General features: G+C 49.8%; 24 protein-coding genes and 1 pseudogene. 15 read left to right on the top strand and 10 right to left on the bottom strand.

Translation table 11 applies throughout. The annotated features are described in order from the left end of the window. Positions 1 to 37: 37 nt before the first annotated feature. A complete protein-coding gene (locus tag DMB82_RS12135) occupies positions 38 to 958 on the bottom strand; it encodes a Kdo(2)-lipid IV(A) acyltransferase (RefSeq protein WP_102119054.1) in 921 nt (306 codons plus the stop codon). A 253-nt stretch (positions 959 to 1,211) separates the two neighbouring features. After that, complete coding sequence (locus DMB82_RS12130) at positions 1,212 to 2,306, bottom strand: NADH:flavin oxidoreductase/NADH oxidase (protein ID WP_102119055.1); 1,095 nt, start codon at positions 2,304 to 2,306, stop codon at positions 1,212 to 1,214. A gap of 216 nt (positions 2,307 to 2,522) precedes the next feature. Between DMB82_RS12130 and trhO the strand changes: the two genes are divergently transcribed. After that, positions 2,523 to 3,590, top strand: coding sequence for an oxygen-dependent tRNA uridine(34) hydroxylase TrhO (gene trhO, locus DMB82_RS12125; RefSeq protein WP_116163062.1), 1,068 nt, complete (start codon positions 2,523 to 2,525; stop codon positions 3,588 to 3,590). Positions 3,591 to 3,663: 73 nt separating this feature from the next. Here the strand turns inward: trhO and DMB82_RS12120 are convergent, their stop codons facing one another. The 6 genes and pseudogenes from DMB82_RS12120 to pyrC all read right to left on the bottom strand — a co-directional run bounded on the left by DMB82_RS12120 (position 3,664) and on the right by pyrC (position 7,507). Further along, positions 3,664 to 4,239 (bottom strand): YceI family protein, encoded by a 576-nt coding sequence (locus tag DMB82_RS12120; RefSeq protein WP_102119078.1) that lies wholly within the window; start codon positions 4,237 to 4,239, stop codon positions 3,664 to 3,666. A 29-nt stretch (positions 4,240 to 4,268) separates the two neighbouring features. After that, positions 4,269 to 4,823 carry a cytochrome b gene (locus tag DMB82_RS12115; RefSeq protein ID WP_102119057.1) on the bottom strand — a complete coding sequence of 185 codons (555 nt, stop codon included), beginning with the start codon at positions 4,821 to 4,823 and terminating at the stop codon, positions 4,269 to 4,271. Positions 4,824 to 5,277: 454 nt separating this feature from the next. Then, positions 5,278 to 5,532, bottom strand: a complete 255-nt coding sequence (bssS, locus tag DMB82_RS12110; RefSeq protein ID WP_102119058.1) for a biofilm formation regulator BssS — start codon at positions 5,530 to 5,532, stop codon at positions 5,278 to 5,280. A 239-nt stretch (positions 5,533 to 5,771) separates the two neighbouring features. Next, positions 5,772 to 6,029: pseudogene (locus DMB82_RS12105) on the bottom strand (hypothetical protein). A gap of 88 nt (positions 6,030 to 6,117) precedes the next feature. Continuing rightward, positions 6,118 to 6,357 (bottom strand): DNA damage-inducible protein I, encoded by a 240-nt coding sequence (dinI, locus tag DMB82_RS12100; protein ID WP_116155755.1) that lies wholly within the window; start codon positions 6,355 to 6,357, stop codon positions 6,118 to 6,120. Between the two features lie 106 nt (positions 6,358 to 6,463). Further along, positions 6,464 to 7,507 carry a dihydroorotase gene (gene pyrC, locus DMB82_RS12095; RefSeq protein ID WP_116155756.1) on the bottom strand — a complete coding sequence of 348 codons (1,044 nt, stop codon included), beginning with the start codon at positions 7,505 to 7,507 and terminating at the stop codon, positions 6,464 to 6,466. Positions 7,508 to 7,691: 184 nt separating this feature from the next. On the opposite strand from pyrC, the gene DMB82_RS12090 reads away from it, so the two are divergent. After that, the gene (locus DMB82_RS12090; protein ID WP_102119061.1) at positions 7,692 to 7,979 is read left to right on the top strand and encodes a putative quinol monooxygenase; all 288 of its coding nucleotides are present in this window, start codon (positions 7,692 to 7,694) and stop codon (positions 7,977 to 7,979) included. 62 nt (positions 7,980 to 8,041) lie between these two features. Here the strand turns inward: DMB82_RS12090 and rne are convergent, their stop codons facing one another. Beyond that, the gene (gene rne / locus DMB82_RS12085; RefSeq protein ID WP_116163060.1) at positions 8,042 to 11,365 is read right to left on the bottom strand and encodes a ribonuclease E; all 3,324 of its coding nucleotides are present in this window, start codon (positions 11,363 to 11,365) and stop codon (positions 8,042 to 8,044) included. Between the two features lie 594 nt (positions 11,366 to 11,959). Here rne and rluC point away from each other — a divergent pair. Next, positions 11,960 to 12,916 (top strand): 23S rRNA pseudouridine(955/2504/2580) synthase RluC, encoded by a 957-nt coding sequence (gene rluC / locus DMB82_RS12080; RefSeq protein WP_102119063.1) that lies wholly within the window; start codon positions 11,960 to 11,962, stop codon positions 12,914 to 12,916. Positions 12,917 to 12,993: 77 nt separating this feature from the next. On the opposite strand, the gene DMB82_RS12075 is transcribed toward rluC, so the two are convergent. Then, a complete protein-coding gene (locus DMB82_RS12075; protein ID WP_102119064.1) occupies positions 12,994 to 13,578 on the bottom strand; it encodes a Maf family protein in 585 nt (194 codons plus the stop codon). Between the two features lie 140 nt (positions 13,579 to 13,718). On the opposite strand from DMB82_RS12075, the gene yceD reads away from it, so the two are divergent. From yceD to holB, 12 genes are all read left to right on the top strand, one after another. Further along, positions 13,719 to 14,243 (top strand): 23S rRNA accumulation protein YceD, encoded by a 525-nt coding sequence (yceD, locus tag DMB82_RS12070; protein ID WP_095699871.1) that lies wholly within the window; start codon positions 13,719 to 13,721, stop codon positions 14,241 to 14,243. 12 nt (positions 14,244 to 14,255) lie between these two features. After that, the gene (rpmF, locus tag DMB82_RS12065) at positions 14,256 to 14,426 is read left to right on the top strand and encodes a 50S ribosomal protein L32 (protein WP_005970518.1); all 171 of its coding nucleotides are present in this window, start codon (positions 14,256 to 14,258) and stop codon (positions 14,424 to 14,426) included. 29 nt (positions 14,427 to 14,455) lie between these two features. Then, positions 14,456 to 15,502: a phosphate acyltransferase PlsX gene (plsX, locus tag DMB82_RS12060; protein WP_102119065.1), complete on the top strand. Its 1,047-nt coding sequence runs from the start codon at positions 14,456 to 14,458 to the stop codon at positions 15,500 to 15,502. Positions 15,503 to 15,508: 6 nt separating this feature from the next. Then, the gene (locus tag DMB82_RS12055) at positions 15,509 to 16,462 is read left to right on the top strand and encodes a beta-ketoacyl-ACP synthase III (RefSeq protein ID WP_102119066.1); all 954 of its coding nucleotides are present in this window, start codon (positions 15,509 to 15,511) and stop codon (positions 16,460 to 16,462) included. Positions 16,463 to 16,479: 17 nt separating this feature from the next. Next, on the top strand, positions 16,480 to 17,409 hold the full coding sequence (gene fabD, locus DMB82_RS12050) for an ACP S-malonyltransferase (RefSeq protein ID WP_102119067.1): 930 nt from the start codon (positions 16,480 to 16,482) through the stop codon (positions 17,407 to 17,409). 14 nt (positions 17,410 to 17,423) lie between these two features. Continuing rightward, positions 17,424 to 18,158: a 3-oxoacyl-ACP reductase FabG gene (fabG, locus tag DMB82_RS12045; RefSeq protein WP_010276180.1), complete on the top strand. Its 735-nt coding sequence runs from the start codon at positions 17,424 to 17,426 to the stop codon at positions 18,156 to 18,158. Positions 18,159 to 18,312: 154 nt separating this feature from the next. Then, on the top strand, positions 18,313 to 18,549 hold the full coding sequence (acpP, locus tag DMB82_RS12040; protein ID WP_005970506.1) for an acyl carrier protein: 237 nt from the start codon (positions 18,313 to 18,315) through the stop codon (positions 18,547 to 18,549). An 81-nt stretch (positions 18,550 to 18,630) separates the two neighbouring features. Then, positions 18,631 to 19,872, top strand: coding sequence for a beta-ketoacyl-ACP synthase II (fabF, locus tag DMB82_RS12035; RefSeq protein WP_102119068.1), 1,242 nt, complete (start codon positions 18,631 to 18,633; stop codon positions 19,870 to 19,872). A 128-nt stretch (positions 19,873 to 20,000) separates the two neighbouring features. Beyond that, positions 20,001 to 20,798, top strand: coding sequence for an aminodeoxychorismate lyase (gene pabC / locus DMB82_RS12030; protein ID WP_116155761.1), 798 nt, complete (start codon positions 20,001 to 20,003; stop codon positions 20,796 to 20,798). A 14-nt stretch (positions 20,799 to 20,812) separates the two neighbouring features. Beyond that, entirely contained in the window at positions 20,813 to 21,832 is a 1,020-nt protein-coding gene (mltG, locus tag DMB82_RS12025; protein ID WP_102119070.1) for an endolytic transglycosylase MltG, read from the top strand. Then, entirely contained in the window at positions 21,822 to 22,481 is a 660-nt protein-coding gene (gene tmk, locus DMB82_RS12020) for a dTMP kinase (RefSeq protein WP_116163059.1), read from the top strand. The genes mltG and tmk overlap by 11 nt, the downstream gene beginning before the upstream one ends. After that, positions 22,481 to 23,491: a DNA polymerase III subunit delta' gene (gene holB, locus DMB82_RS12015; RefSeq protein ID WP_102119072.1), complete on the top strand. Its 1,011-nt coding sequence runs from the start codon at positions 22,481 to 22,483 to the stop codon at positions 23,489 to 23,491. Before tmk ends, holB begins: the two co-directional genes overlap by 1 nt. Positions 23,492 to 23,493: the final 2 nt, after the last annotated feature.

Below are 23,493 nucleotides of genomic sequence, written 5' to 3'. Positions count from 1 at the left end.
AGGTGTCGCAGTTCCTGAGATTACAGTAGTGCATTCCTTAATAAAGGGATGGTTCGCCTTCTGGGCGTGTTTTAAAACGGCGATGCAGCCACATGTATTGATCCAGTGCGAGCAGAATGTTCTGTTCAACAACGTTGTTCATCCAAACGGCAGTCGCAGTTTCATTATCTACCGGTGCATCCTGCTCCGCAGGTTGGATCAGTAGCTCATAGCCTTTGCCGTCAGGCAGCCGGCGAGGCACAAAAGGGATGACCGCCGGGCGTGCTGTTTTTATCAGCATATAACTCCCTCGGGTCGTTGCTGCGGTGTCTACGGCAAACAGCGGAGCGAATACGCTACTGCGCGGTCCATAATCATGATCTGGGGCATACCAGATGATGTCACCCTGTTTGAGGGCGCGTATCATACCCTTAATATCTTTCCGGTCTAGCATAGATTTATTGGAACGCAGTCTTCCCCATGTCTGTAACCAGTCAATCAGCTTGTTATCATTCGGGCGATACACGCCGATTCCCGGATTGTGCATACCAAAAACTCGCGCACCAAGTTCCAACGTTAAAAAATGCAGTCCGATCAGCAATACGCCTTGCTCCCGTTCGTTCTCATGGCATATGTGCTCAAGGCCTGTCACCGTAAACCAGCGTTCGAGACGCCAGTTTGGCCAAAACCAAGCCATACCCGTTTCAACTACGCCCATGCCGACCGATTCAAAATTCTTTCTGACTAATTCATCACGCTCAGCCTGTGGCATATCGGGGAAACACAGTTCAAGGTTGCGGGTGGCGATCTCGACGCGCTTTGGCAGTAGGCGCATAGCCAGATAGCCGAGCGCAGTACCGATACGATAAATAACGGGGTAGGGCAATAAAACGATCAGGTAGAGGATGCCGATACCCAACCAAGTGAGCCAGTAGCGTGGATGTAGCAATGAACGATTAAAAGAAGGGATTTGGGTCATGGTCTCAGTATTAATATTTTGGTGCTAGTCAGCACGCGAACCGTTAAAAAATCGAATTAATGGTTAACTGCAAGATAGATTATTGCGGTGCTTTGCCAATAAAACAAATTATTGCCGCCTTATTGGCTGATTTTTATGCAGAAAACGATCTTAATCGTATCATTCCCAGAGAATGAGTTTTGACCTTTGGTGGCATGGACATGGTGAAAGGAGGAAGAGGCGACCCTGATAGGATCGCCTGACACACCATATATTACTGCTTGAAAATGCCTCTGGCATAGCGTGGCTCGCTGCGCCAATACTGTGGAGGAGCCGATACCTGTGCGCCCAGTCGGGCGGCAGCATGCCATGGCCAGCGTGGATCGAAGAGTATGGCGCGAGCCAGGCCGATAGCGTCTGCCTCACCGGTTGCAACGATCGCTTCAGCCTGTTCCGGCTCGGTGATCAGCCCCACGGCGATAGTGGTGATGCCAACTTCTTGTTTAATCCGCTGCGCATAGGGAACCTGATAATTAGGCGCAGGATGTATCTGCTGTAACGGTGATAGCCCGCCGCTGGAAACATGGATGAAGTCACAGCCTAATTCGTGCAGCGCTCTACTAAGCTGTACAGACTGTTCCAGATCCCAGCCTTCTTCCACACCATCTGTTGCAGAAATACGCACGCCAACGGCTTTATGCGCAGGGAAAACGTCGCGTATCGCGCGGTAAATTTCAATGACCAGCCGCATACGACTTTGAAGCGAGCCGCCATAGCTATCTGTTCGCTGATTTGTCAGCGGTGAAAGGAACTGGTGCAGTAAATAGCCGTGAGCCGCGTGAATCTCTATCATGTCAAAGCCCAGACGGTCCGCACGTTTAGCTGAGTCAACGAACGAGTCAATTAGCATACGGATTTGTGATTCAGACATGGCCTGTGGTGTTGCATCACTTGCGTTATAAGGAACAGCCGATGGTGCGATAGTCTGCCAACCCCCCTGTTCCGGGCGCAGAAATACCCGTCCGCCCCAGGGAACTCCCGTTGAGGCTTTACGACCGGCGTGCCCTAGCTGTATGCCGAGGGGCATGGCGGAATAAGTTTTGACAGATTGAATCACGTTGGAAAGGGCTTGTTCGGTCGCATCATCCCACAGCCCAAGATCGTGCGGGGAGATCCTGCCTTCTGGTGAGACTGCTGTGGCTTCGACAATGAGCAGCCCAGCGCCAGAATGTGACAGGTTACCTAAATGCATCGTATGCCAGGCTGTTGCCTTGCCGTCCTCAGCCGAATATTGGCACATTGGCGCGATGATGATTCGGTTGGGCAGTTCGAGTTTACCGAGTGATACGGGGGAGAAAAGCTGACTCATAATGACAGATCCTTCGATGGTGATACTTCATGAACGCGAAAATGAATCCCAGAGGTCATGGGGTTACGGTAGATCACTCTTTGTCGTTGTGCTATCCATTTCATGCCCTGACAGGCTTGGTGCTATCAGGTATGATGCTGGGCGATTCAATGTGTCAGGCTGTGACCCAGTCATGAATGTCACACGATAACCTCAATGAAAACAGGAACGTACACCATGCCAGTGTTACATAACCGAATTTCTAATGAGGAACTGAAGGCGCGTATGCTTGCGGAAACCGAGCCGCGTACCACAGTCTCCTTCTATAAATATTTTACGATTGACGATCCAAAAGCCTTTCGCGATCGTCTATATATTCAGCTTGAGCAATATAAGGTCTTTGGGCGTATTTATGTTGCCACTGAAGGGATTAATGCCCAAATCAGTGTGCCCAATAATCAGTTCGATGCCTTCAAAGCTGTATTGTTCAGTGCACATCCGGCACTCGATCAGATTCGCTTAAATATTGCTTTGGAAGATGACGGGAAATCGTTCTGGGTATTGCGCATGAAAGTACGCGAACGGATTGTCGCCGATGGCATTGACGATCCTACCTTTAATCCGGCAAATGTCGGGCAATACCTGAAGGCCGATCAGGTTAATGCGATGGCTGACGATCCTGATACCGTATTCGTCGATATGCGTAACCACTATGAATATGAAGTCGGACATTTCGAGAATGCGCTGGAAGTGCCGTCGGATACCTTTCGTGAGCAGTTGCCGATGGCAGTGGAAATGCTGGATGAGGCGCGTGATAAAAATATTGTCATGTACTGCACGGGCGGTATCCGTTGCGAGAAGGCCAGCGCCTACATGCTGCATCACGGCTTTAAGAACGTGTATCACGTCGAGGGCGGTATTATCGAGTATACGCGTCAGGCTAAAGCTCAGGGCTTACCGCTGAAGTTTATCGGCAAGAATTTCGTGTTTGATGAACGGATGGGAGAGCGTATCTCTGATGATGTTATCGCGCATTGCCATCAGTGCGGAGCGGCGTGTGATAGCCACACTAACTGCCGTAATGAAGGGTGCCATCTTCTGTTTATCCAATGTCCGAGCTGTGCCGAAAAATACGAAGGCTGTTGCAGTACGCTGTGTCAGGAAGAGATGAAGCTGCCGCTAGAAGAACAAAGGGCGATGCGCAGCGGGCGTGAAAATGGGATGAAAATTTTCAATAAATCCAAAGGATTGTTGCAGTCAATGTTGCACATTCCTGCACCGGTAGCGAAAGACAAGGCTGAATAGACAACGCCTTATCGTGCAATAAAAAGCCCTTTCCAACGGAAAGGGCTGTGTACTGTTGATGCGCGGTGCTGCCTTATTTCTGGCGAAGGCCTTCAACGGCAATAATTAATTCTACATCCTGTGAAGCTGGACCCAAATCGGTCGTAATGTTGAAGTCTTTCAGCTTGATAGTGCCTTCGGCTTGAAATCCTGCACGATAGTTACCCCATGGGTCATCACCCTGACCGATGAGTTTGGCATCCAGCTTAACGGGCTTGGTGACGCCATTTAAGGTCAGGTTGCCGGTAATATCGTAATCTTCACCGTCTTTCTTCACTTCAGTTGACGTAAACGTTGCTTGCGGATGCTTGATAACGTTTAAAAATTCTGCACTGCGAAGGTGCTTGTCACGTTCAGCGTGGTTAGTGTCAACGCTGTTGGTATTGATAGTGACATTCACTTTCTCCGCTGATGGATTTTTTTCATCAAAGGTAAAAGTGCCATCGAAGTCGTTAAAGCTGCCGTAAAGCCAGCTATAACCGAGGTGTTTAATGCGGAATTCGATAAACGCGTGCTGGCCTTCTTTATCGAACTTGTACTCTGCCGCCAGGGCAGAACCGGCAGAGGCAAGCATGGATACTGCTGTTAGGCTCAGTAGTGTTTTCTTCAGCATTGGTATTTCTCCATAAATCCAGAAAGTTAAGGAACGTTGCGACCCAACATCCGTTTCAACGTGTTATCACCATCGATAAAGTGGTGTTTTAATGCGGCTAAACCGTGCAGCGCTGATAAGGCAACCACCGCCCATGCAAGATAAAGATGCACGTCGCCTGCTATATCGGCCTGATCCGTCAAGCCGCTGACAATGGCCGGAACAGAAAACCAGCCAAAAACTGAGATAGAATGCCCTTCGGCAGTGGAAATGAGATATCCACTAATGAGAATGGCGAAAAGAATGACATAAAGCGCAATATGAGCCAGCGTCGCGCTGACGCGGGTTAATGTGGAGTAGCTTTTCAACGGTGGAGGTGGTGGGGAGATAAAACGCCATACCACGCGAAAGATTAAGATGGCAAATAACAGCACGCCAATCGCTTTATGAATCTCTGGGGCACGGTGATACCAAATATTGTAGTACCCTAATGTAACCATCCACAGCCCTAAAGCGAACATACCATAAACGGTTAACGCTGCAATCCAGTGCAAAAGAATGCTGATATGGCCATAACGAGAAGAGGTATTACGCCAAAGCATGGTGATACTCCTTATCAGATCGGTAATGTAGTCAATCCGGCGAAATTTAACAGGAAGAAACATAAAATCAACATAAAATTTCAAATTGCAACATTATCATAATTATGAACAATTTTTTTGAATTTAAATTCATAATTTATTCAATTTGGTTATGGAAGTTCTTTACTAGAAATAGATATTCCTGATGCCTGTTTTCAGGTGAAAGATAAATAAAGATGGCGGCTAATTAAATTAATTGTGCCGGAAAGACACTCGATTAGTTGAATAATGATGTAGTGGGTGATTATTGAGATATAAAATCAGGCGAGTGTGGTTTAATCTATCGATGCTATAAAAAGAAATGAGAACAAGCCTAAAATAACCACACCGCCAATAAGGCGGTGTGGTTATTAAAGCAACTGTTTTCAAAAAAATAATTGGGTATTGAATATAATATTAATAACGCTATCAATTACTAATGTTTTCGATAATCACTGGCGTCACAGTCTGTTGATTCGATTTTTGCAATACCGGCTTCGAGTATGTATATCAGTTGCCTTGCAACATCGGTCGTTAGCCAAAGCGTCCGGTCTACATGTGCTTCATCTGGTGCTTGGTCCGAGGTGGATAAGTAGTGCAAACGGATCATCATGGCGTCATAACTGTCAACGGTGCTGATGTCCCAACCTACAAGAGGATGTGTCTGAATAACTTCATTTTTTCTATCCATAAATACCCCTTATTGACTAGTTACTAACATGAGTGACTAACGAGGCTTCAGGTGGATCATTATTTTTAAACAAGCCTTATCAGTATACTGTGACTTATTTAATTTATGGGAAGTATTTTCAACTTTTCGTGAAAAAAATTAGACAGGCAGGTATGACGAAGGGATAAACGATGCGTCAGATAAAATATCGGGACGAATGGGCTTTCATCCCGAAGGCTTCGTTACAGGGCAGTTGAGCATTATTCTGCAGCAGGCCCTGAATTTTTTTCTAATGCGGCAGCAAGTCGGGCAAGGTATTTCTTCATTGCTGGATCCCGATTTTCATTTTGAGACGCCAGTGTCAAATTGTGAATCATCAGCCTGTTGGCTTTCTCATCAAGGCAGAACGCCAAGAACTAAAAAGCGAATTCCAGAGTATCGATCTTGCGTTGTTGCTCGCCAATCAGCTCCAGCAATTTCCCGAATGTCATTGTCTCTTCTGGCTTTTCTACCCTCATAACAGATATCCTCGGTCATAGAACATGGCGAGATGCCGCTTTAAAGTGCCATTACAGCCTGTATTTTCGTTATTTTTCAAGTTTTAGATTAGTCTGCTGTAAACCAGTCATCGGCACTTTCCCACGTTTCCTGCAAGATTTCAGAGATACGATCTTTTTCTTCTTTGCCTGCTCCCATTACCGTCAGGCTGTTTGCGGCTGCATAACGAACCTGAATGGGTGTGTCAGGGTAAATTTTGTGAATACGTTTTTCCAGCTCATGCCTGAGCGCTTCGATGGCACCGGCGGGTAAAGGCGTTGTTTTTGCAAGAGTGATTTCTACGCGCATGCTGACCTCCAAATTTTAAACTGTTTATTTATACAGTTATTGTAAGTGAAGAACAAGACGTGCAATAAAATTTAGCCCATCGGCATAATGCGGATGGGCTTGTCGATTAACGGACTGACCAGTTGAGGCTTTGTCCAGCCAGGAAGGGGATTAGCGACTCGTCGCCGAGAGCGATTTCTTCTGGGAATGTGACGGTTTCACGATGCAGCTCAATCCAGCTGTCGTTCACTGGCAGGCCATAAAAACGTGGGCCATTCAGGGAGCAAAATGCTTCGAGTTTATCCAGCGCGTTCATTTCTTCAAAAACGGTGGCGTAGGTACTTAATGCTGCCTGAGCATTGAACACACCAGCACAGCCGCAACTGGACTCTTTTCTGTGTTTTGCATGCGGCGCGGAGTCCGTACCGAGGAAAAGCCGGTCACAGCCGCTAGCGACTGCTTCACGTAGCGCCTGCTGATGGGTATTGCGTTTTAAGATAGGCAGGCAATATAGGTGGGGGCGAACGCCACCAACCAGCATATGATTGCGGTTAAACATCAGATGCTGCGGTGTAATGGTTGCGGCGAGATAATCATTACCTTCAACAACATACTGCGCGGCTTCTTTCGTCGTAATGTGCTCAAGGACGACCTTCAGTTCAGGAAACTGTTGGCGTAATGGTTCCAGCACGGTTTCGATGAAGCGCGCTTCCCGATCGAAAATATCCACGGCAGAGTCGGTAACTTCACCATGGATAAGTAGCGGCATGCCAATTTTCTGCATTTGTTCCAGAATGCCGGAGATATTGGCGACGCTAGTCACCCCATGGCTGGAGTTTGTTGTGGCGTTAGCTGGATAGAGTTTGGCCGCGGTAAAAACGCCTTGCTTAAAACCACTCACGATTTCGTTGGCATCAAGCGCATCGGTCAGGTAGCACGTCATCAGCGGATGAAAATCATCACCCTGCGGGACTGCGGCCAAAATACGCTGACGATACGCGATAGCGCTGGCTACGCTGGTAATCGGCGGCGTCAGGTTAGGCATAACAACCGCACGGCCGAAGAAACGGCTGGTATAGGGGAGAACGGTTTCCAGCATCTGATCGTCACGCAGGTGAATGTGCCAATCGTCAGGGCGACGGATTTTAAGAATAGTGGGCTGTGCGGTCATGGAATTGCGCTCCGGCGGTCAGTAAAAAAACATCATCTTTCGGTTGGTTTTGGGACTGATACGGCGGGGGATAAGGATAAGCGTAAAGCTATTCGAATGCATCCGTTTGTTGATGAATGCTTGAAATTAAGCGTGAATTGGCATCTGATAGTATTATCTTTTCATTGATAAATAAGGGATGTATATGGAAATTCGTATTGTGGCGACTATTCAGGCAAAAGCAGAGTTCATTGCAGATGTTACTGCGACGCTAAAACGTTTGGTATCGCCAAGCCGACAGGAAGTAGGCAATGTGCAGTATGATCTGCATGAAGTTGTGGATAAACCGGGTGTGTTTGTGTTCTTCGAGCGTTGGAAGAATCAAGATGCTGTTGCATCACATGGGCAGAGTGAGCACTTTAAACGCTTCTTGGTGGAACTGGATGGTAAAACGGATAGTGTAGATATTAAGACGTTGAGTTTTTTAGGCTAACGACAGTTTCTGAATAAAAAAGCACCCGCCAATTGGCGGGTGCTTGTCTATAGAAGCCTGGATTACTCGCTAACTGGCGTAGGCTTGGTTGCTGGCGCAGTTGACTGGTTAACTGCGGCATGGCCGCCTGCTGAGCCTTTCCCTGAGAACGGGTAGTCTGGACGTACCCAATCACTATGTCGAGCAGGCTCTGCACGGTAGGCTGGGGCTGGCGCTTTTGTCATAGGCGCTGTCGCGTGGAGCTTATAACGAGGTTGTGCAGCAACGCTTGCTGCTTTTGTTACGCTCGATACAGACTTTTCCACAATCGGTTGTGCGCTGATAGCGGTTACCGGCTCATCCTGAACGCTTTGTGGCAGGTTGGTTTCCTGTACTGCGGAAACCGCAGGGGAAGAAATTGGTTCTGACACATCTGCTTTCTCAGTTGCATCAGCGATGCTATCTGCCCGTTGCTCTTCTGCGACCGTTTCGGTCGCTACGTTTTCAGCCACTGTTTGTTCAGAAGCAACTGCGACAACGGTTTCTTCAGCGACCTGAGTCTCCACAGTATTTGCTTCTTCAACGGCATTCACGGTAACTGCAGCGATAGCATCGTCGATGGCGGTGTTCTCAGTCACTGGCTCGATGGTGGTTTCTTCGCCTGCGGTACTCACCTTGGCATCCACTACATTGCTATCCTGGATGATGTCGGCAGACTGTGCTGTTGCGGTTACAGCGACTTCTTCCTGAACCACGGCTTCAGTGATAGCAACGTTTTCAACCGCATTGGATTCCACTGTGTCTGCTTGTGCAGTCACGGCGGCTTCGATAACGGCTGGTAACAGCGGAGTTTCAATTGTTGCAACATTCTCGTTCTGCTGCTGGCGTTCAGCCTGCTGTGGCCGTGCCAGAGGATAGCTAACCCACACTTTTCCTGATGACATTTCCGGTGATGCGGCAGCAAATTCCAACTGCATTGGTGACTGAGACGGATAACGCTCATCACGATAGCGGCGACGGCGCTGGCCGCTGACGCGCAGGTGACGCGGAGAACGACGCGATCGACGCGGCATACCGCCATTCTCGGCATTGGCACGATTTGAATCGTTCTGCTCGTTATCGACCTCACTATGGTCTACCGCAGCGTCGTTTGGCTTGACGTAAGCTTGAATCTGCTCGGATGCTTCAGCAACAGGCGATCTGTTATCAGAGAGGACATCCTGCTGAGTTTCAGACTGGACACGTACTTTCTGCGTCAACTGACGGCGTTGACGGCGTGGCATAACCTGAGTCGGTGTATCCTGCTCGGCTGCGTTGTCATCAGAATCATCAATGACTGGCTGTGCTTTTGTCTCAGCCGGAGCCTGCCGACGACGCTGACGTTCGGCACGTGGTTCACGGCGCGGTTGTTCTTCCGAACCGACTTTCTCCACATTATCCGCAGTACGGGTTTCAACAATCGCGTCGTCGTTTTGTCGCTTATTCCGACGCTGATCATCACGATTGTCACGATTGTCACGATTGTCACGATTGTCACGATTGTCACGAGAGCCACGGTCACGGCGATTATTACCCTGACGGCGTGGGTTCCGACGTTCAGAACGCTGACCCTCAGTAGATTTCTCTTCTTCCGCTTTCTTATCGTCAGCAGCACCGACTGTTTTTTCAATAGGTTCGGAAGCGAAGATTCCTTTCAATGCGCTGAAGAAACGGCTAATGAGGCCTGGTTGAGCATCCTCTGCGGCTTTCGCTACAGCAGGAGCTTCTTTAGTAACTGGGGGCGTGGTTTCCTCTGGCATTTCAGCCATACTAAATGTTGCTAGAGCCGGTTGTTCAGGCTGTTTACGCTCGATCGTTTGTTCGTCTTGCAACTGCTGCGTTTCCGTTTCCAAACGCTGAGGCAGCAAATAGCTGAGCGTCGGTTTTTCTTCGCCTTTACGGACGCGAACAACGGAGTAGTGCGGTGTCTGCATACCATCGTGTGGCACGATGATCGCGCGCACGCCGCCTTGACGTTTCTCAATGGCGTTAACGGCATCACGTTTCTCGTTCAGCAGATAAGATGCAATCTGAACTGGAACAATCGCGTGGACTTCTTTGGTATTCTCTTTCAGCGCTTCTTCTTCGATCAGACGAAGAATAGACAGTGAAAGTGATTCATTATCACGAATCGTGCCTGTGCCGCTACAGCGTGGGCAAACGTGATGGCTGGATTCACCCAGTGAAGGGCTCAGGCGCTGACGCGACATTTCTAGCAAGCCAAAGCGAGAAATCCGGCCGATCTGAATACGCGCACGATCCTGACGTACAGAGTCGCGCAGGCGGTTTTCAACTTCACGCTGGTGACGAACTGGTGTCATATCGATGAAGTCGATAACGATCAGGCCGCCGAGGTCACGCAAGCGCAACTGGCGGGCAATTTCGTCTGCGGCTTCAAGGTTGGTATTGAACGCAGTTTCTTCAATATCACCACCGCGCGTTGCACGGGCGGAGTTGATATCAATCGCTGTTAGCGCTTCGGTCGTATCGATAACGATAGAGCCACCGGACGGCAGGCGAACTTCACGCTGGAAAGCCGATTCGATCTGTGATTCGATTTGATAGTGGCTGAAAAGCGGAATTTCGCCACTGTACAATTTGATTTTGCTACTGAAATCGGGGCGACCCAGTGCAGAAATATGTTCTTTTGCCAGATCGAGAACTTTTGGATTGTCGATCAGAATTTCGCCAATGTCTGGGCGCAGATAGTCACGAAAAGCGCGGACGATCACATTACTTTCCTGATGGATCAGGAACGGTGCAGGGCGGCCTTCGGCGGCTTTTTTGATCGCATCCCAATGTTTCAGACGGAAAGCTAGATCCCATTGCAGCGCTTCAGCGGATTTGCCCACACCAGCGGTACGAACAATGAGCCCCATGCCATCGGGCAGTTGCAACGATCCCAACGCTTCTTTGAGCTCGGTACGATCGTCACCTTCGATACGACGTGAAATACCGCCTGCACGAGGATTATTCGGCATTAAGACCAGATAACTGCCTGCCAGACTGATAAAGGTGGTCAGTGCAGCACCTTTGTTTCCTCGCTCTTCTTTGTCTACCTGAACAATGACTTCCTGACCTTCACGCAACACGTCTTTAATGTTAGGACGACCGTGGGAAGAATAGTTGCTAGGGAAGTATTCGCGGGCGATTTCTTTAAGAGGGAGGAAACCGTGTCTTTCAGCGCCGTAATCAACAAAAGCGGCTTCAAGGCTAGGTTCGATACGTGTGATTTTACCTTTGTAGATATTTGCTTTCTTCTGCTCATGACCTGGACTTTCGATATCCAAATCATACAGCCGTTGACCATCAACCAAGGCAACACGCAACTCTTCCTGCTGAGTTGCGTTAATTAACATTCTTTTCATCTTCAACTTACTCGTTATTTTTACTTACATTATTGATAGAGCTGCGGACAAAAGAACCGCATGACCGGAGTGAACCGATGGCCTCGTGGCTTATCGCAGGGACGTCAACCTCCCGGTTGTCGCCTGCATAGAGACGCATGTTTCGGTAGCCTGTATTTCCTGATGGAAAACAGCGCATTTACTGAGGGAACAGCTTCTGAATAATGTCGCCAGATCTGATTCCATTTGCCGGCCAAGCTGCAATCCGCAGCCCGCTAACTGCTTGATTTCACATTACGTCTTACGCCATTGCTGCGTGTGTGCGTCATCAGGCAAATTTAATAATTCCGCAATTTCCCCTTGTTTTATCGGAAATCCGCGTGGGAAACGCAAAAGCATTATTCCACTGCTGATACCGTTATAGCAAGGTGACTTTGCCTGTCTGTATAAAGATAGTTCTGTTGTTATCACCAAAACGGACAGGGTTTGATGCTACAGTCCAACTCACCCGTCCACTTACTCGACAATGCAACAATATCTTCATAAGTCAGACACACAGTTAAGCACAGAAAAAGAAGTGGCGCTATCGGGTTGCTCTATTTAGAATCGCGCATCATGAAAACAGATAATCCTTCAGTACAATTTGTGACGATCTCCGCAGATGAAGCGGGGCAGCGCGTCGATAATTTTTTGCATACCCACTTAAAGGGTGTGCCTAAAAGCATGGTTTACCGTATCTTGCGAAAAGGTGAGGTAAGGATAAATAAGAAACGGGTCAAACCTGAGTATAAATTGCTCGATGGTGATGTCATCCGTATTCCGCCCGTTCGGCAGGCAGAACGCGATGAGACCCCTATTTCTGCCAGTTTTGGTAAAGTGGCGGCGTTGGCCGAGTGCATTATTTATGAGGATGACTACCTGTTGGTGCTGAATAAACCCTCGGGTACAGCAGTGCATGGTGGCAGTGGCTTGAGCTTCGGCGTGATTGAAGGGCTGCGTGCTTTACGCCCGGAAGCGCGTTTTCTGGAGTTAGTACACCGTCTCGATCGCGATACCTCTGGTGTTTTGCTGGTCGCAAAAAAACGCTCGGCTTTACGTTCTCTGCACGAACAACTGCGACTAAAAGGCATGCAAAAAGACTATCTGGCGCTGGTTCGTGGGCAGTGGCAGTCTCACTGCAAGGTCGTTCAGGCTCCACTGTTAAAGAATATCCTGCAAAGCGGTGAACGCATTGTACGGGTAAACAGCGACGGTAAACCGTCAGAAACGCGCTTTAAAATAGAAGAGCGCTTTGAACACGCGACGCTGGTGCGGGCTAGCCCTGTTACTGGGCGTACGCACCAAATTCGTGTACACGCTCAGTATGCCGGACATCCGATAGCGTTTGATGATCGTTACGGCGATCGCGAATTCGATCAGCAACTGGTAGGCACAGGTCTAAAACGTCTATTCCTGCATGCACAGGCGCTGCGTTTTGAGCATCCGAACACCGGTGAGACACTGAGAGTCGAAGCTCCATTAGATAGCGCACTGCGTCGCTGTCTGCAAGCACTGCGCAAGACAAAAGTATAACCACATATACCTACATATTTTTATCTGTCGGGATAGCCTCTTCATCGGGCTATCCCGATTTACTTTACATCGTCAATTTACATCGTCAGCGGATTTACGCCTTCCTTTTGTAGCATCTGCGTTAGCGCGATCAATGGCAATCCAATGAGCGTATTAGGATCGCGCCCGGATAGTCGTTCAAAGAGAGTAATACCCAATCCTTCGCTTTTAAAGCTACCTGCGCAGTTCCATGGCTGTTCTTTCTCCAGATAACCGCCAATTTCCGCTTCCGTTAGCGTACGGAAATGCACGTCAAATGGCTCAGCAATACTCTGCATTTCCTGAGTTGCACTATTGAAGAGCGCTAAACCCGTAAAGAAGGAAACACACTTTCCGCTGGCCTGCCGTAACTGGTGTGTTGCGTTATCCTTATTATGTGGTTTTCCTGTTATGGCGTTTTCCAGAACGCAAACCTGATCGGAACCGATAATCAGGTGATTGGGGTAGTGCGCGGCCAGTGTTTGCGCTTTGCTTTCAGCAAGACGGATCACGAGATCGACAGCGTTTTCTCCGAGGTGAGGGGTTTCATCGATGTCTGGCGATGCGCAAACAAAGGGGATAGCCAGCTTTTCTAACAAGGATTTGCGGTAAGGTGATGTTGAAGCGAGAACAATCTGCTGCATAATTTTTTGATAAACCGTAGCGTAATGATGAAAGGCATTTTAAACTGTGCGCCGCTCTGGAAGCGAATATTGGTGAAAGGTGGTGCATCACTGCCTTTTTCTTTGACTCTATGTCGTTACGACGTTAATATGCGCGCCCTATGCAAAAGGTAAAATTACCCTTAACCCTTGATGCGGTCCGCACTGCTCAGAAGCGTTTAGATTACGTTGGTATCTATTCAGCTGAACAAGTAGAGCGTGTTGCCGAATCCGTGGTGAGTGTGGATAGTGATGTTCAGGCCTCTTTATCTTTCAATATCGATAATCAGCGTCTGGCTGTGATTGACGGTAACGCTGACGTTACTGTCACTTTGATGTGTCAGCGTTGCGGAAAGCCGTTTGAACATCAAGTCCATGCGACATTCTGTTTCAGCCCGGTCGTCAATGATGAGCAGGCCGAAGCGTTACCGGAAGCGTATGAGCCGATCGGCGTTGATGGTTTTGGCGAAGTCGATCTGCTGGCAATGATTGAAGATGAAATTATTCTGATGTTGCCTATCGCCCCGGTGCATGATTCTGAACACTGTGAAGTGTCCGAAGCGGATATGGTATTTGGTCAACTGCCTGCAGAGGCGGAAAAACCAAATCCATTTGCCGTATTAGCCAGTTTAAAGCATAAGCAATAAGGAGTAAGGTCCATGGCCGTACAACAAAACAAACCTAGCCGTTCCAAACGTGGTATGCGTCGTTCACATGATGCGTTGACTACCGCTTCTGTATCCGTAGATAAAGTTTCTGGCGAAACTCACCTGCGTCACCACATCACTGCGGATGGTTATTACCGCGGTCGCAAGGTCATTGCTAAATAATTCTTGCGAATTATTTGCAAGGCAATACCTTGACACGCCTAACTCTGGCGTTAGATGCGATGGGCGGGGATTTTGGTCCCTGCGTAACAGTGCCTGCTGCATTGCAGGCACTGGCTTCTAATCCAGCTCTCAATTTGTTATTAGTCGGCGATCCTGCTGCGATTACTCCATTACTTGCCAAAGTCGATTCTGATTTACTTTCCCGCTTAGAGATTGTTCCGGCGGAGTCGGTTATTGCTAGTGATGCGAGGCCGTCGCAGGCTATTCGTGCGAGCCGTGGTACTTCAATGCGCATAGCGCTTGAGTTGATTAAAGACGGTAGGGCACAGGCCTGTGTGAGCGCTGGTAATACGGGTGCGCTTATGGGGCTGGCCAAGCTCCTGATTAAGCCACTGGACGGAATTGAGCGACCCGCATTGGTGTCAGTATTACCTCACCAGCAACACGGAAAGACAGTTGTGTTGGATCTGGGGGCGAATGTTGACTGTGACAGCACGATGCTGGTTCAGTTTGCCGTGATGGGCTCAGTGATGGCAGAAGAAGTGCTGGGACTGACAAATCCTCGTGTCGCGTTGTTGAATATCGGTGAAGAAGAAAGCAAAGGGCTGAGCACTATCCGTGAAGCAGCGGCACAGTTAAAAGAGGCACCATCAATAAATTATATCGGTTATCTGGAAGGCAACGATCTGCTGACTGGAAAAACGGATGTGATGGTCTGTGACGGCTTTGTGGGCAATGTCACCCTGAAAACGGTGGAAGGCGTGGTAAGGATGTTCCTGTCACTGCTGAAATCTCCTGCTTCAGGGCCTGGGCAAAAACAAAAGCAATCCTGGTGGTTGAAGTGGCTAGGGCGTTTGTTACAAAAACGCTTATCAAAGCGTTTCGGTCACTTGAATCCCGATCAATATAATGGCGCATGCCTGCTAGGGTTACGGGGAACTGTAATCAAAAGCCATGGTGCAGCAAACCAGAGAGCGTTTGCGGTTGCTATTGAACAGGCAATGCAGACGGTACGGCGGCAGCTTCCTGAGCGGATTGCCGCCCGTCTAGAAGCGGTATTACCCAAGAGTGATTAAGCGTACATGTATACAAAAATAATCGGAACGGGCAGCTACCTGCCTGAAGAAATCAGGACGAACGCTGATTTAGAAAAGAGGGTGGAAACAACGGACGAATGGATCGTCACACGTACTGGAATCCGTGAGCGCCGTATTGCTGCGCCGGATGAAAACGTGGCGACCATGGGATACCGTGCCGCGCAAAAAGCGCTGGAAATGGCGAATGTCGATCCTTCTGAGGTCGGTCTTTTGATTGTTGCTACAACATCATCAAGCCATGCTTTCCCTAGCTCAGCCTGTCAGGTTCAGCAACTGCTAGGGATCAAAGATACGATTGCCTTCGATCTGGCCGCTGCGTGTGCCGGATTTACCTACGCGCTGAGTGTTGCCGATCAATATGTTAAAAATGGTGCGGTGAAGTACGCACTGGTGATCGGTTCTGATACGTTGTCTCGTACATTGGATCCTGAGGATCGCGGCACGCTGATTCTGTTCGGTGATGGTGCGGGAGCTGTCCTGTTAACGCCGTCAGAGCAACCGGGTATTCTTTCTACCCATCTTCATGCCGATGGCCGTTATGGCGAATTGCTAACGTTGCCACATCAGGATCGTAATCATACGGATACGCCTGCTTACCTTACGATGGCGGGTAATGAAGTCTTTAAAGTGGCAGTAACTGAACTGGCACATATCGTTGAAGAAACGCTGCAAGCGGCTCAACTGGATAAAAGTGAATTAGACTGGCTGGTGCCTCACCAAGCTAACCTGCGCATCATTAGCGCCACGGCGAAAAAGCTGGGTATGGGGATGGACAAGGTGGTTGTGACGCTGGATCGTCACGGTAATACCTCCGCAGCTTCTGTGCCTTCAGCGCTTGATGAAGCGGTGCGTGATGGGCGTATTAAACCAGGGCAATTAGTGTTGCTTGAAGCCTTCGGTGGTGGTTTTACGTGGGGTTCCGCGCTGGTTCGTTTTTAATTAAACAGGATTGTGATATGACGCAATTTGCAATGGTGTTCCCAGGTCAGGGATCGCAGACGGTAGGGATGTTGGCTGAACTTGCTGCAGAATACCCGATCGTCACTGAAACGTTTGCTCAGGCTTCTGAAGCGTTAGGTTATGATTTGTGGCAGCTTACCCAGCAAGGGCCTGCTGAAGAGTTGAATAAAACCTGGCAGACGCAGCCTGCGTTACTGACCGCTTCTGTTGCTATCTGGCGCGTTTGGCAGCAGCAGGGCGGCAAAACACCTGCGCTGATGTCTGGTCATAGCCTTGGTGAGTATTCGGCATTGGTTTGTGCGGGTGTTCTGGATTTCCAACAGGCTGTTCGTCTGGTTGAATTGCGTGGCAAACTAATGCAGGAAGCGGTGCCGGAAGGTACGGGTGCGATGTATGCCATTATCGGGCTTGATAACGATGCCATTGCTAAAGCGTGTGAAGAATCCGCGCAGGGGCAGGTGGTTTCTCCGGTAAACTTCAATTCACCGGGTCAGGTGGTGATCGCGGGCAATAAAGACGCCGTTGAGCGTGCGGGTGCTGCGTGTAAAGCGGCGGGTGCGAAGCGTGCGCTGCCGCTGCCTGTCAGCGTACCGTCACACTGTGCGCTGATGGAGCCAGCAGCAAAGAAACTCGCTGTCGCGCTGGAATCCGTGACGTTTAATTCACCGGTCATCCCTGTTGTGAATAATGTTGATGCTCGCATCGAAACCACGCCGGAAGCCATTCGCGATGCGTTGGTGCGTCAGCTTCATTGCCCAGTGCGCTGGACTGACTGTGTTGAATTTATGGCTTCTCAGGGCATTGAGTCGCTGCTAGAAGTCGGGCCGGGTAAAGTATTGACTGGCTTAACCAAACGAATCGTCGATACCCTGACAGCAGCTGCGGTGAACGATCCTGCTTCTCTATCAGCGGCGATTGAGAAATAAGAACGGAGAAGACAATGAGTTTTGAGGGGAAAATTGCACTGGTTACCGGTGCAAGCCGTGGTATTGGGCGTGCCATCGCCGAGACGTTGGTTGCCCGCGGGGCAAAAGTCATTGGTACCGCAACCAGCGAAAAAGGTGCTGAAGCCATTAGCGGCTGGCTGGGTGAGAACGGTAAAGGTTATATGCTGAATGTTGCTGATGCAGCATCAGTAGAAAGCGTATTAGCAGAAATTCGCGCAGAATTCGGGGAAATTGATATTCTTATCAATAATGCGGGTATCACCCGTGATAATCTGCTGATGCGTATGAAAGATGATGAGTGGCACGATATTCTGGATACCAATTTAACGTCGGTATTCCGCATGTCTAAAGCAGTGATGCGTGCCATGATGAAGAAACGTTTTGGCCGGATCATTACCATCGGTTCCGTTGTGGGAACGATGGGCAATGCAGGACAAGCTAACTACGCGGCAGCGAAGGCGGGACTGATTGGCTTCAGTAAATCCCTCGCGCGTGAAGTGGCTTCTCGTGGTATTACGGTCAACGTCGTCGCGCCTGGTTTTATCGAAACAGATATGACTCAGGCATTGACAGAAGAACAGCGAGCAGGCATTTTGACGTCGGTTCCAGCTAACCGACTTGGTGATGCTAAAGAAATCGCCAGTGCTGTTGTATTTTTAGCCTCTGATGAAGCTGCTTACATTACTGGCGAAACATTGCATGTCAATGGCGGCATGTATATGATCTAAAAAGCTCGAAAATTATTTGCATTATTTGCGGTGATAACCGCAAAATAGCACAAAATCGTGGTTCAACCAGCCGAGATTTTGTTGCATCTTTTCAAACATTTTATACACTACGAAAACCATCGCGAAAGCGAGTTTTGATAGGAAATTTAAGAGTATGAGCACTATCGAAGAACGCGTTAAGAAAATCATCGTTGAACAGCTTGGTGTTAAGCAGGAAGAAGTCGTAAACAATGCTTCTTTCGTTGACGACCTCGGCGCTGATTCTCTTGACACTGTTGAGCTGGTAATGGCTCTGGAAGAAGAATTTGATACTGAGATTCCAGACGAAGAAGCTGAAAAAATCACGACTGTTCAGGCAGCCATTGATTTCATTCAGGCTAACCAGCAGTAAGCGAACATATCTAGGCGGTCATTCGACCGCCTAAGTTTTTTTGTCCCGCAGTGTCTTTTTTTCCCTCCCTGGAGGATAAGCGTGTCTAAGCGTCGAGTAGTTGTGACCGGACTGGGCATGTTATCTCCTGTCGGCAATACAGTTGAGTCTACCTGGAGTGCTCTTCTTGCCGGTCAGAGTGGTATCAGCCTGATCGACCATTTCGATACTAGTGCCTACGCAACGCGTTTTGCTGGCTTAGTAAAGGATTTTAATTCTGAGGAATTCATTTCGCGTAAAGAAGCTCGCAAAATGGATGCCTTTATTCAATACGGTGTTGCTGCTGGCGTTCAGGCCATGCAGGATTCCGGTTTGGAAATCACGGAAGAGAACGCCCCGCGTATCGGTGCGGCTATTGGTTCCGGCATCGGCGGTCTGGGTCTTATTGAAGAGAACCACACTGCACTGGTGAACGGTGGCCCGCGTAAAATCAGCCCGTTCTTCGTGCCGTCAACCATCGTCAATATGGTGGCTGGACATCTTACCATCATGTACGGACTGCGTGGCCCGAGCATCTCTATCGCTACGGCCTGTACGTCAGGCGTGCACAATATTGGTCAGGCCGCTCGCATTATTGCTTACAACGATGCGGATGTGATGTTGGCTGGTGGTGCAGAAAAAGCCAGTACGCCATTGGGCGTCGGTGGATTCGGTGCCGCTCGTGCGTTGTCTACGCGCAATGACAATCCTCAGGCGGCAAGCCGTCCGTGGGATAAAGACCGTGATGGTTTTGTACTGGGTGACGGTGCTGGCCTCATGGTGCTGGAAGAGTATGAACACGCGAAAAAGCGCGGTGCGAAAATCTATGCAGAAATTGTTGGATTTGGCATGAGCAGCGACGCGTATCATATGACGTCTCCGCCTGAGAACGGTTCTGGGGCTGCGCTGGCGATGGAAAACGCGCTGCGTGACGCGGGTCTGGCAACGAGCCAGATCGGTTATATCAACGCGCATGGCACCTCTACGCCTGCGGGTGATAAAGCTGAAACGCAGGCAGTGAAATCCGTATTTGGTGCAGACGCTAGCCGTGTGATGGTGAGCTCGACAAAATCCATGACGGGTCACTTGCTCGGTGCGGCAGGTGCGGTAGAGTCTATTTTCAGTATTCTTGCTCTGCGCGATCAGGCTGTACCGCCAACGCTCAATCTGGACAATCCAGATGAAGGCTGCGATCTGGATTTCGTACCGCATGAGGCACGTCAGGTCAGTAACCTAGAATACGTACTCTGCAACTCTTTCGGCTTCGGTGGAACCAACGGTTCTCTGATCTTCCGTAAAGTTTGATTGCGATAGCGTTTTTAAAAAACCCGGTCTCCGGGTTTTTTTTTTGCCTGCATAAAATCAGACACACCTGCTTGTCTGCAACGCCGCTTTGCTGGCAAGCTGACGACGATGAATGATGCGGAGCTTATATGCTGTGGATTAATGGCCAGTTACAGGAACAGCTTTCGGTACTCGATCGGGGTACACAGTACGGTGACGGTTGTTTTACGACAGCCAGAGTATGCGATGGCGAGATTGTCTGGCTTGATCGACACGTCGCGCGTCTGCAACAGGCCGCTACGCGCTTATTATTTCCGACGCTTGATTGGGAAAGTCTGCTCGCTGAAATGAAACAGGCAGCACTGGGACGAGCTGACGGCGTAGTGAAAGTGATGCTCACGCGGGGTGTCGGTGGGCGTGGATATAGTGCCCAAGGCTGCACGCAGCCAACCCGAGTCGTCATGCAGGTCAGCTATCCTGCGCACTATGCCGGCTGGCGTGAGCAGGGTATTAGCCTGAATCTCAGCCCGGTGGCGCTAGCTAAAAATCCGTTGCTGGCGGGAATAAAGCATCTGAATCGGCTCGAACAAGTGCTGATCCGCGCGCATCTTGACCAGACCTCAGCCGATGAGACCCTCGTGCTTGACACCTCGGGTGCGCTAGTGGAATGCTGTGCCGCGAATTTATTCTGGCGTAAAGGGCTCCGGGTCTATACGCCGGATTTATCCGAGTCAGGAGTGGAGGGTGTTGCTCGACAGCATATTATTGCCTTGCTGGCAGATTCTGATTTCGAGCTACAGATCGTCAGCGAACCCTTGATTGCACTGTCCGATGCGGATGAAGTGCTGGTTTGTAATGCATTAATGCCGATCGTCCCTGTGAACCAGGCGCACATCTGGCGTTATCACTCCCGAGAGCTTTATCAATTCCTAAGTCCTGACTGCTAGTAGATGGTTGATTTATGAAGAAAAAGAAAATTAGTTTGCTGATTATCACTGCCGTTGTGCTGATATTACTGGTCGCATGGCAGAAAATGCAGCGTTTTGCTGATTCTCCATTGGCTATCGAAAAGGAAACTATCTTTACGCTTCCGGCTGGTACGGGAAGAGAAGGGCTGGAAACGCTGCTTCTCGATCAGAAAATTACTACTGATGACACATTTTTTCCGTGGCTGCTGCGTTTTGAACCTGAATTGGCAAAATTCAAAGCAGGTACGTATCGCTTGACGTCGGGCATGACCGTGCGCGAGATGCTGGCGCTGCTGTCCAGCGGAAAAGAAGCGCAATTTTCCATCCGTTTTGTCGAAGGTTCACGTTTGAAAGAGTGGCTGGTCACGCTGCAACAAGCACCTTATATCAAGCATTCACTGGCCGATAAAACCGAACAAGACATCGCCACCCAGTTGGAAATCAAAGATAAGTCGAACCCGGAAGGCTGGTTTTATCCTGATACGTATTCATACACGGCAGGTACGAGCGATATTGCCCTGTTGCAGCGTGCGCATCAGCGCATGAAAAAAACGGTGGATGAGGTCTGGAAAGGGCGCGAAGAAGGATTGCCGTATAAGACATCGGACGAATTACTGACGATGGCGTCAATCATTGAAAAAGAAACGGCGATCAATGAAGAACGTACTCAGGTCGCCTCCGTTTTTGTCAATCGCTTACGGCTTGGTATGCGCTTGCAGACTGACCCCACGGTGATTTATGGCATGGGTGATGACTATAAAGGCGTGATAACCCGTAAAGCATTAGACACGCCGACGCCTTACAATACTTATGTCATTTTCGGCCTGCCGCCGACGCCCATCGCGATGCCGGGGAAAGCCTCATTGGATGCGGCTGCGCACCCAGCCAAAACGTCATACCTGTATTTTGTGGCGGATGGAAAAGGCGGACACAGTTTTACCACTAACCTTGCAGACCATAATCGTGCTGTAAGGGTATACCGCTCAGCGTTAAAGGAACGGGATGAACAGTAAATTTATCGTCATTGAAGGATTGGAAGGTGCAGGGAAGACCACCGCACGCAATATTGTCGTGGAAACGCTGCGCTCACATGGTGTGAAAGACGTGGTGTTCACACGAGAGCCCGGTGGCACGCCGTTGGCGGAGAAGCTGCGAGAACTCATCAAGCAAGGTATGGCCGATGAGAAGGTCACTGACAAAGCGGAAGTCCTGATGTTATACGCGGCCAGGGTTCAACTGGTGGATAATGTCATCAAACCGGCGCTGGCGAATGGAAACTGGGTCATCGGCGATCGGCACGATCTCTCTTCACAGGCTTATCAGGGCGGTGGACGCGGGATCGACCAGCAACTGCTGCGCTCACTGCGCGATACTGTGCTCGGTGATTTTCGCCCTGACCTGACGCTCTATCTTGATTTACCGCCAGCCATTGGCTTACAACGCGCGCGTCAGAGAGGCGAGTTAGATCGGATTGAGCAAGAGTCACTGGCTTTCTTTGATCGCACCCGTTCCCGCTATCAGGAACTGGCGGCGGAGGATGGCAGCATCCTGACGATCGATGCCTCACAGCCTATTGATGCCGTTAGTGCGGATATTCAGGCGACGTTACAGCAATGGTTGCAGCAACAAGGGTTGCAGCCTGTTGTGCAGGAGCAGGGCTGATGGAGTGGTATCCGTGGCTGAATGCATCCTATCGGCAGCTTATCGGCCAATACCAGGCGGGCAGGGGGCATCATGCGCTGTTGCTGCATGCGCTGCCGGGCATGGGCGATGAGTCGCTGATTTATGCGCTGAGCCGCTGGCTGATCTGCCAGCGGCCTGATGGGATGAAAAGCTGCGGCCAGTGTCACTCTTGTAACCTGATGACCGCAGGAACGCACCCAGATTGGCATGTGCTGAGCCCGGAGAAAGGCAAGCAAAGCCTGGGTGTCGATCCGGTGCGTGACGTCGTGGAAAAAGTGTATCAACACTCCCGACAAGGCGGAGCAAAAGTGATCTGGCTGGCTGCCGCTGAGCAACTGACAGAAGCTGCTGCGAACGCACTGCTGAAAACGCTGGAAGAACCGCCGCAGAATACCTTCTTTTTATTTGGTTGCCGTGAACCAGCCCGGCTATTGGCCACTTTGCGCAGCCGTTGTTTGTATCACTATCTGGATGTCCCTAGTGAGACGCAGAGCGTGCTGTGGCTGAATGCTCGCCACCGCCATGACAGCAAGGCATTGCGCACGGCATTGAGATTGCAATCGGGTGCGCCGCTAGCCGCCGAGGCGTTATTGCAGCCAGAGCGTTGGAAACAGCGTAGCGCGCTGTGTCAGGCATTCTCTGCTGCGCTGGCTTCGCGAGATCAGCTCTCGTTGATACCGCAGCTAAATCATGACGATGCTGATGTTCGTATTCACTGGGTGGCCGCGCTACTGCTGGATGCCATGAAATGGCAGCAGGGGGCAAGTGAGCATTGGGTGAATCAGGATCAGATCGAATTGGTTGAGCGTCTGGCGCGTGAACCTTCCGCACATTTGCAGTATGAACTGCAACAGTGGCTGGCTTGTCGGCAAAAATTGCTGACCGTCACGGGTGTGAACCGAGAACTGCTGCTGACGGAACGCCTGCTTGATGGAGAGCGCACGCTTGCTTCATCGGTTAAGCGCGACAGCCATCCTTTTTCTGTTTAATT

The organism is Pectobacterium aquaticum, assembly GCF_003382565.3.
Lineage (GTDB): Bacteria > Pseudomonadota > Gammaproteobacteria > Enterobacterales > Enterobacteriaceae > Pectobacterium > Pectobacterium aquaticum.
The sequence above is the reverse complement of the archived record's forward strand: the minus strand, read 5'-3'. Positions and strand labels throughout refer to the sequence as shown.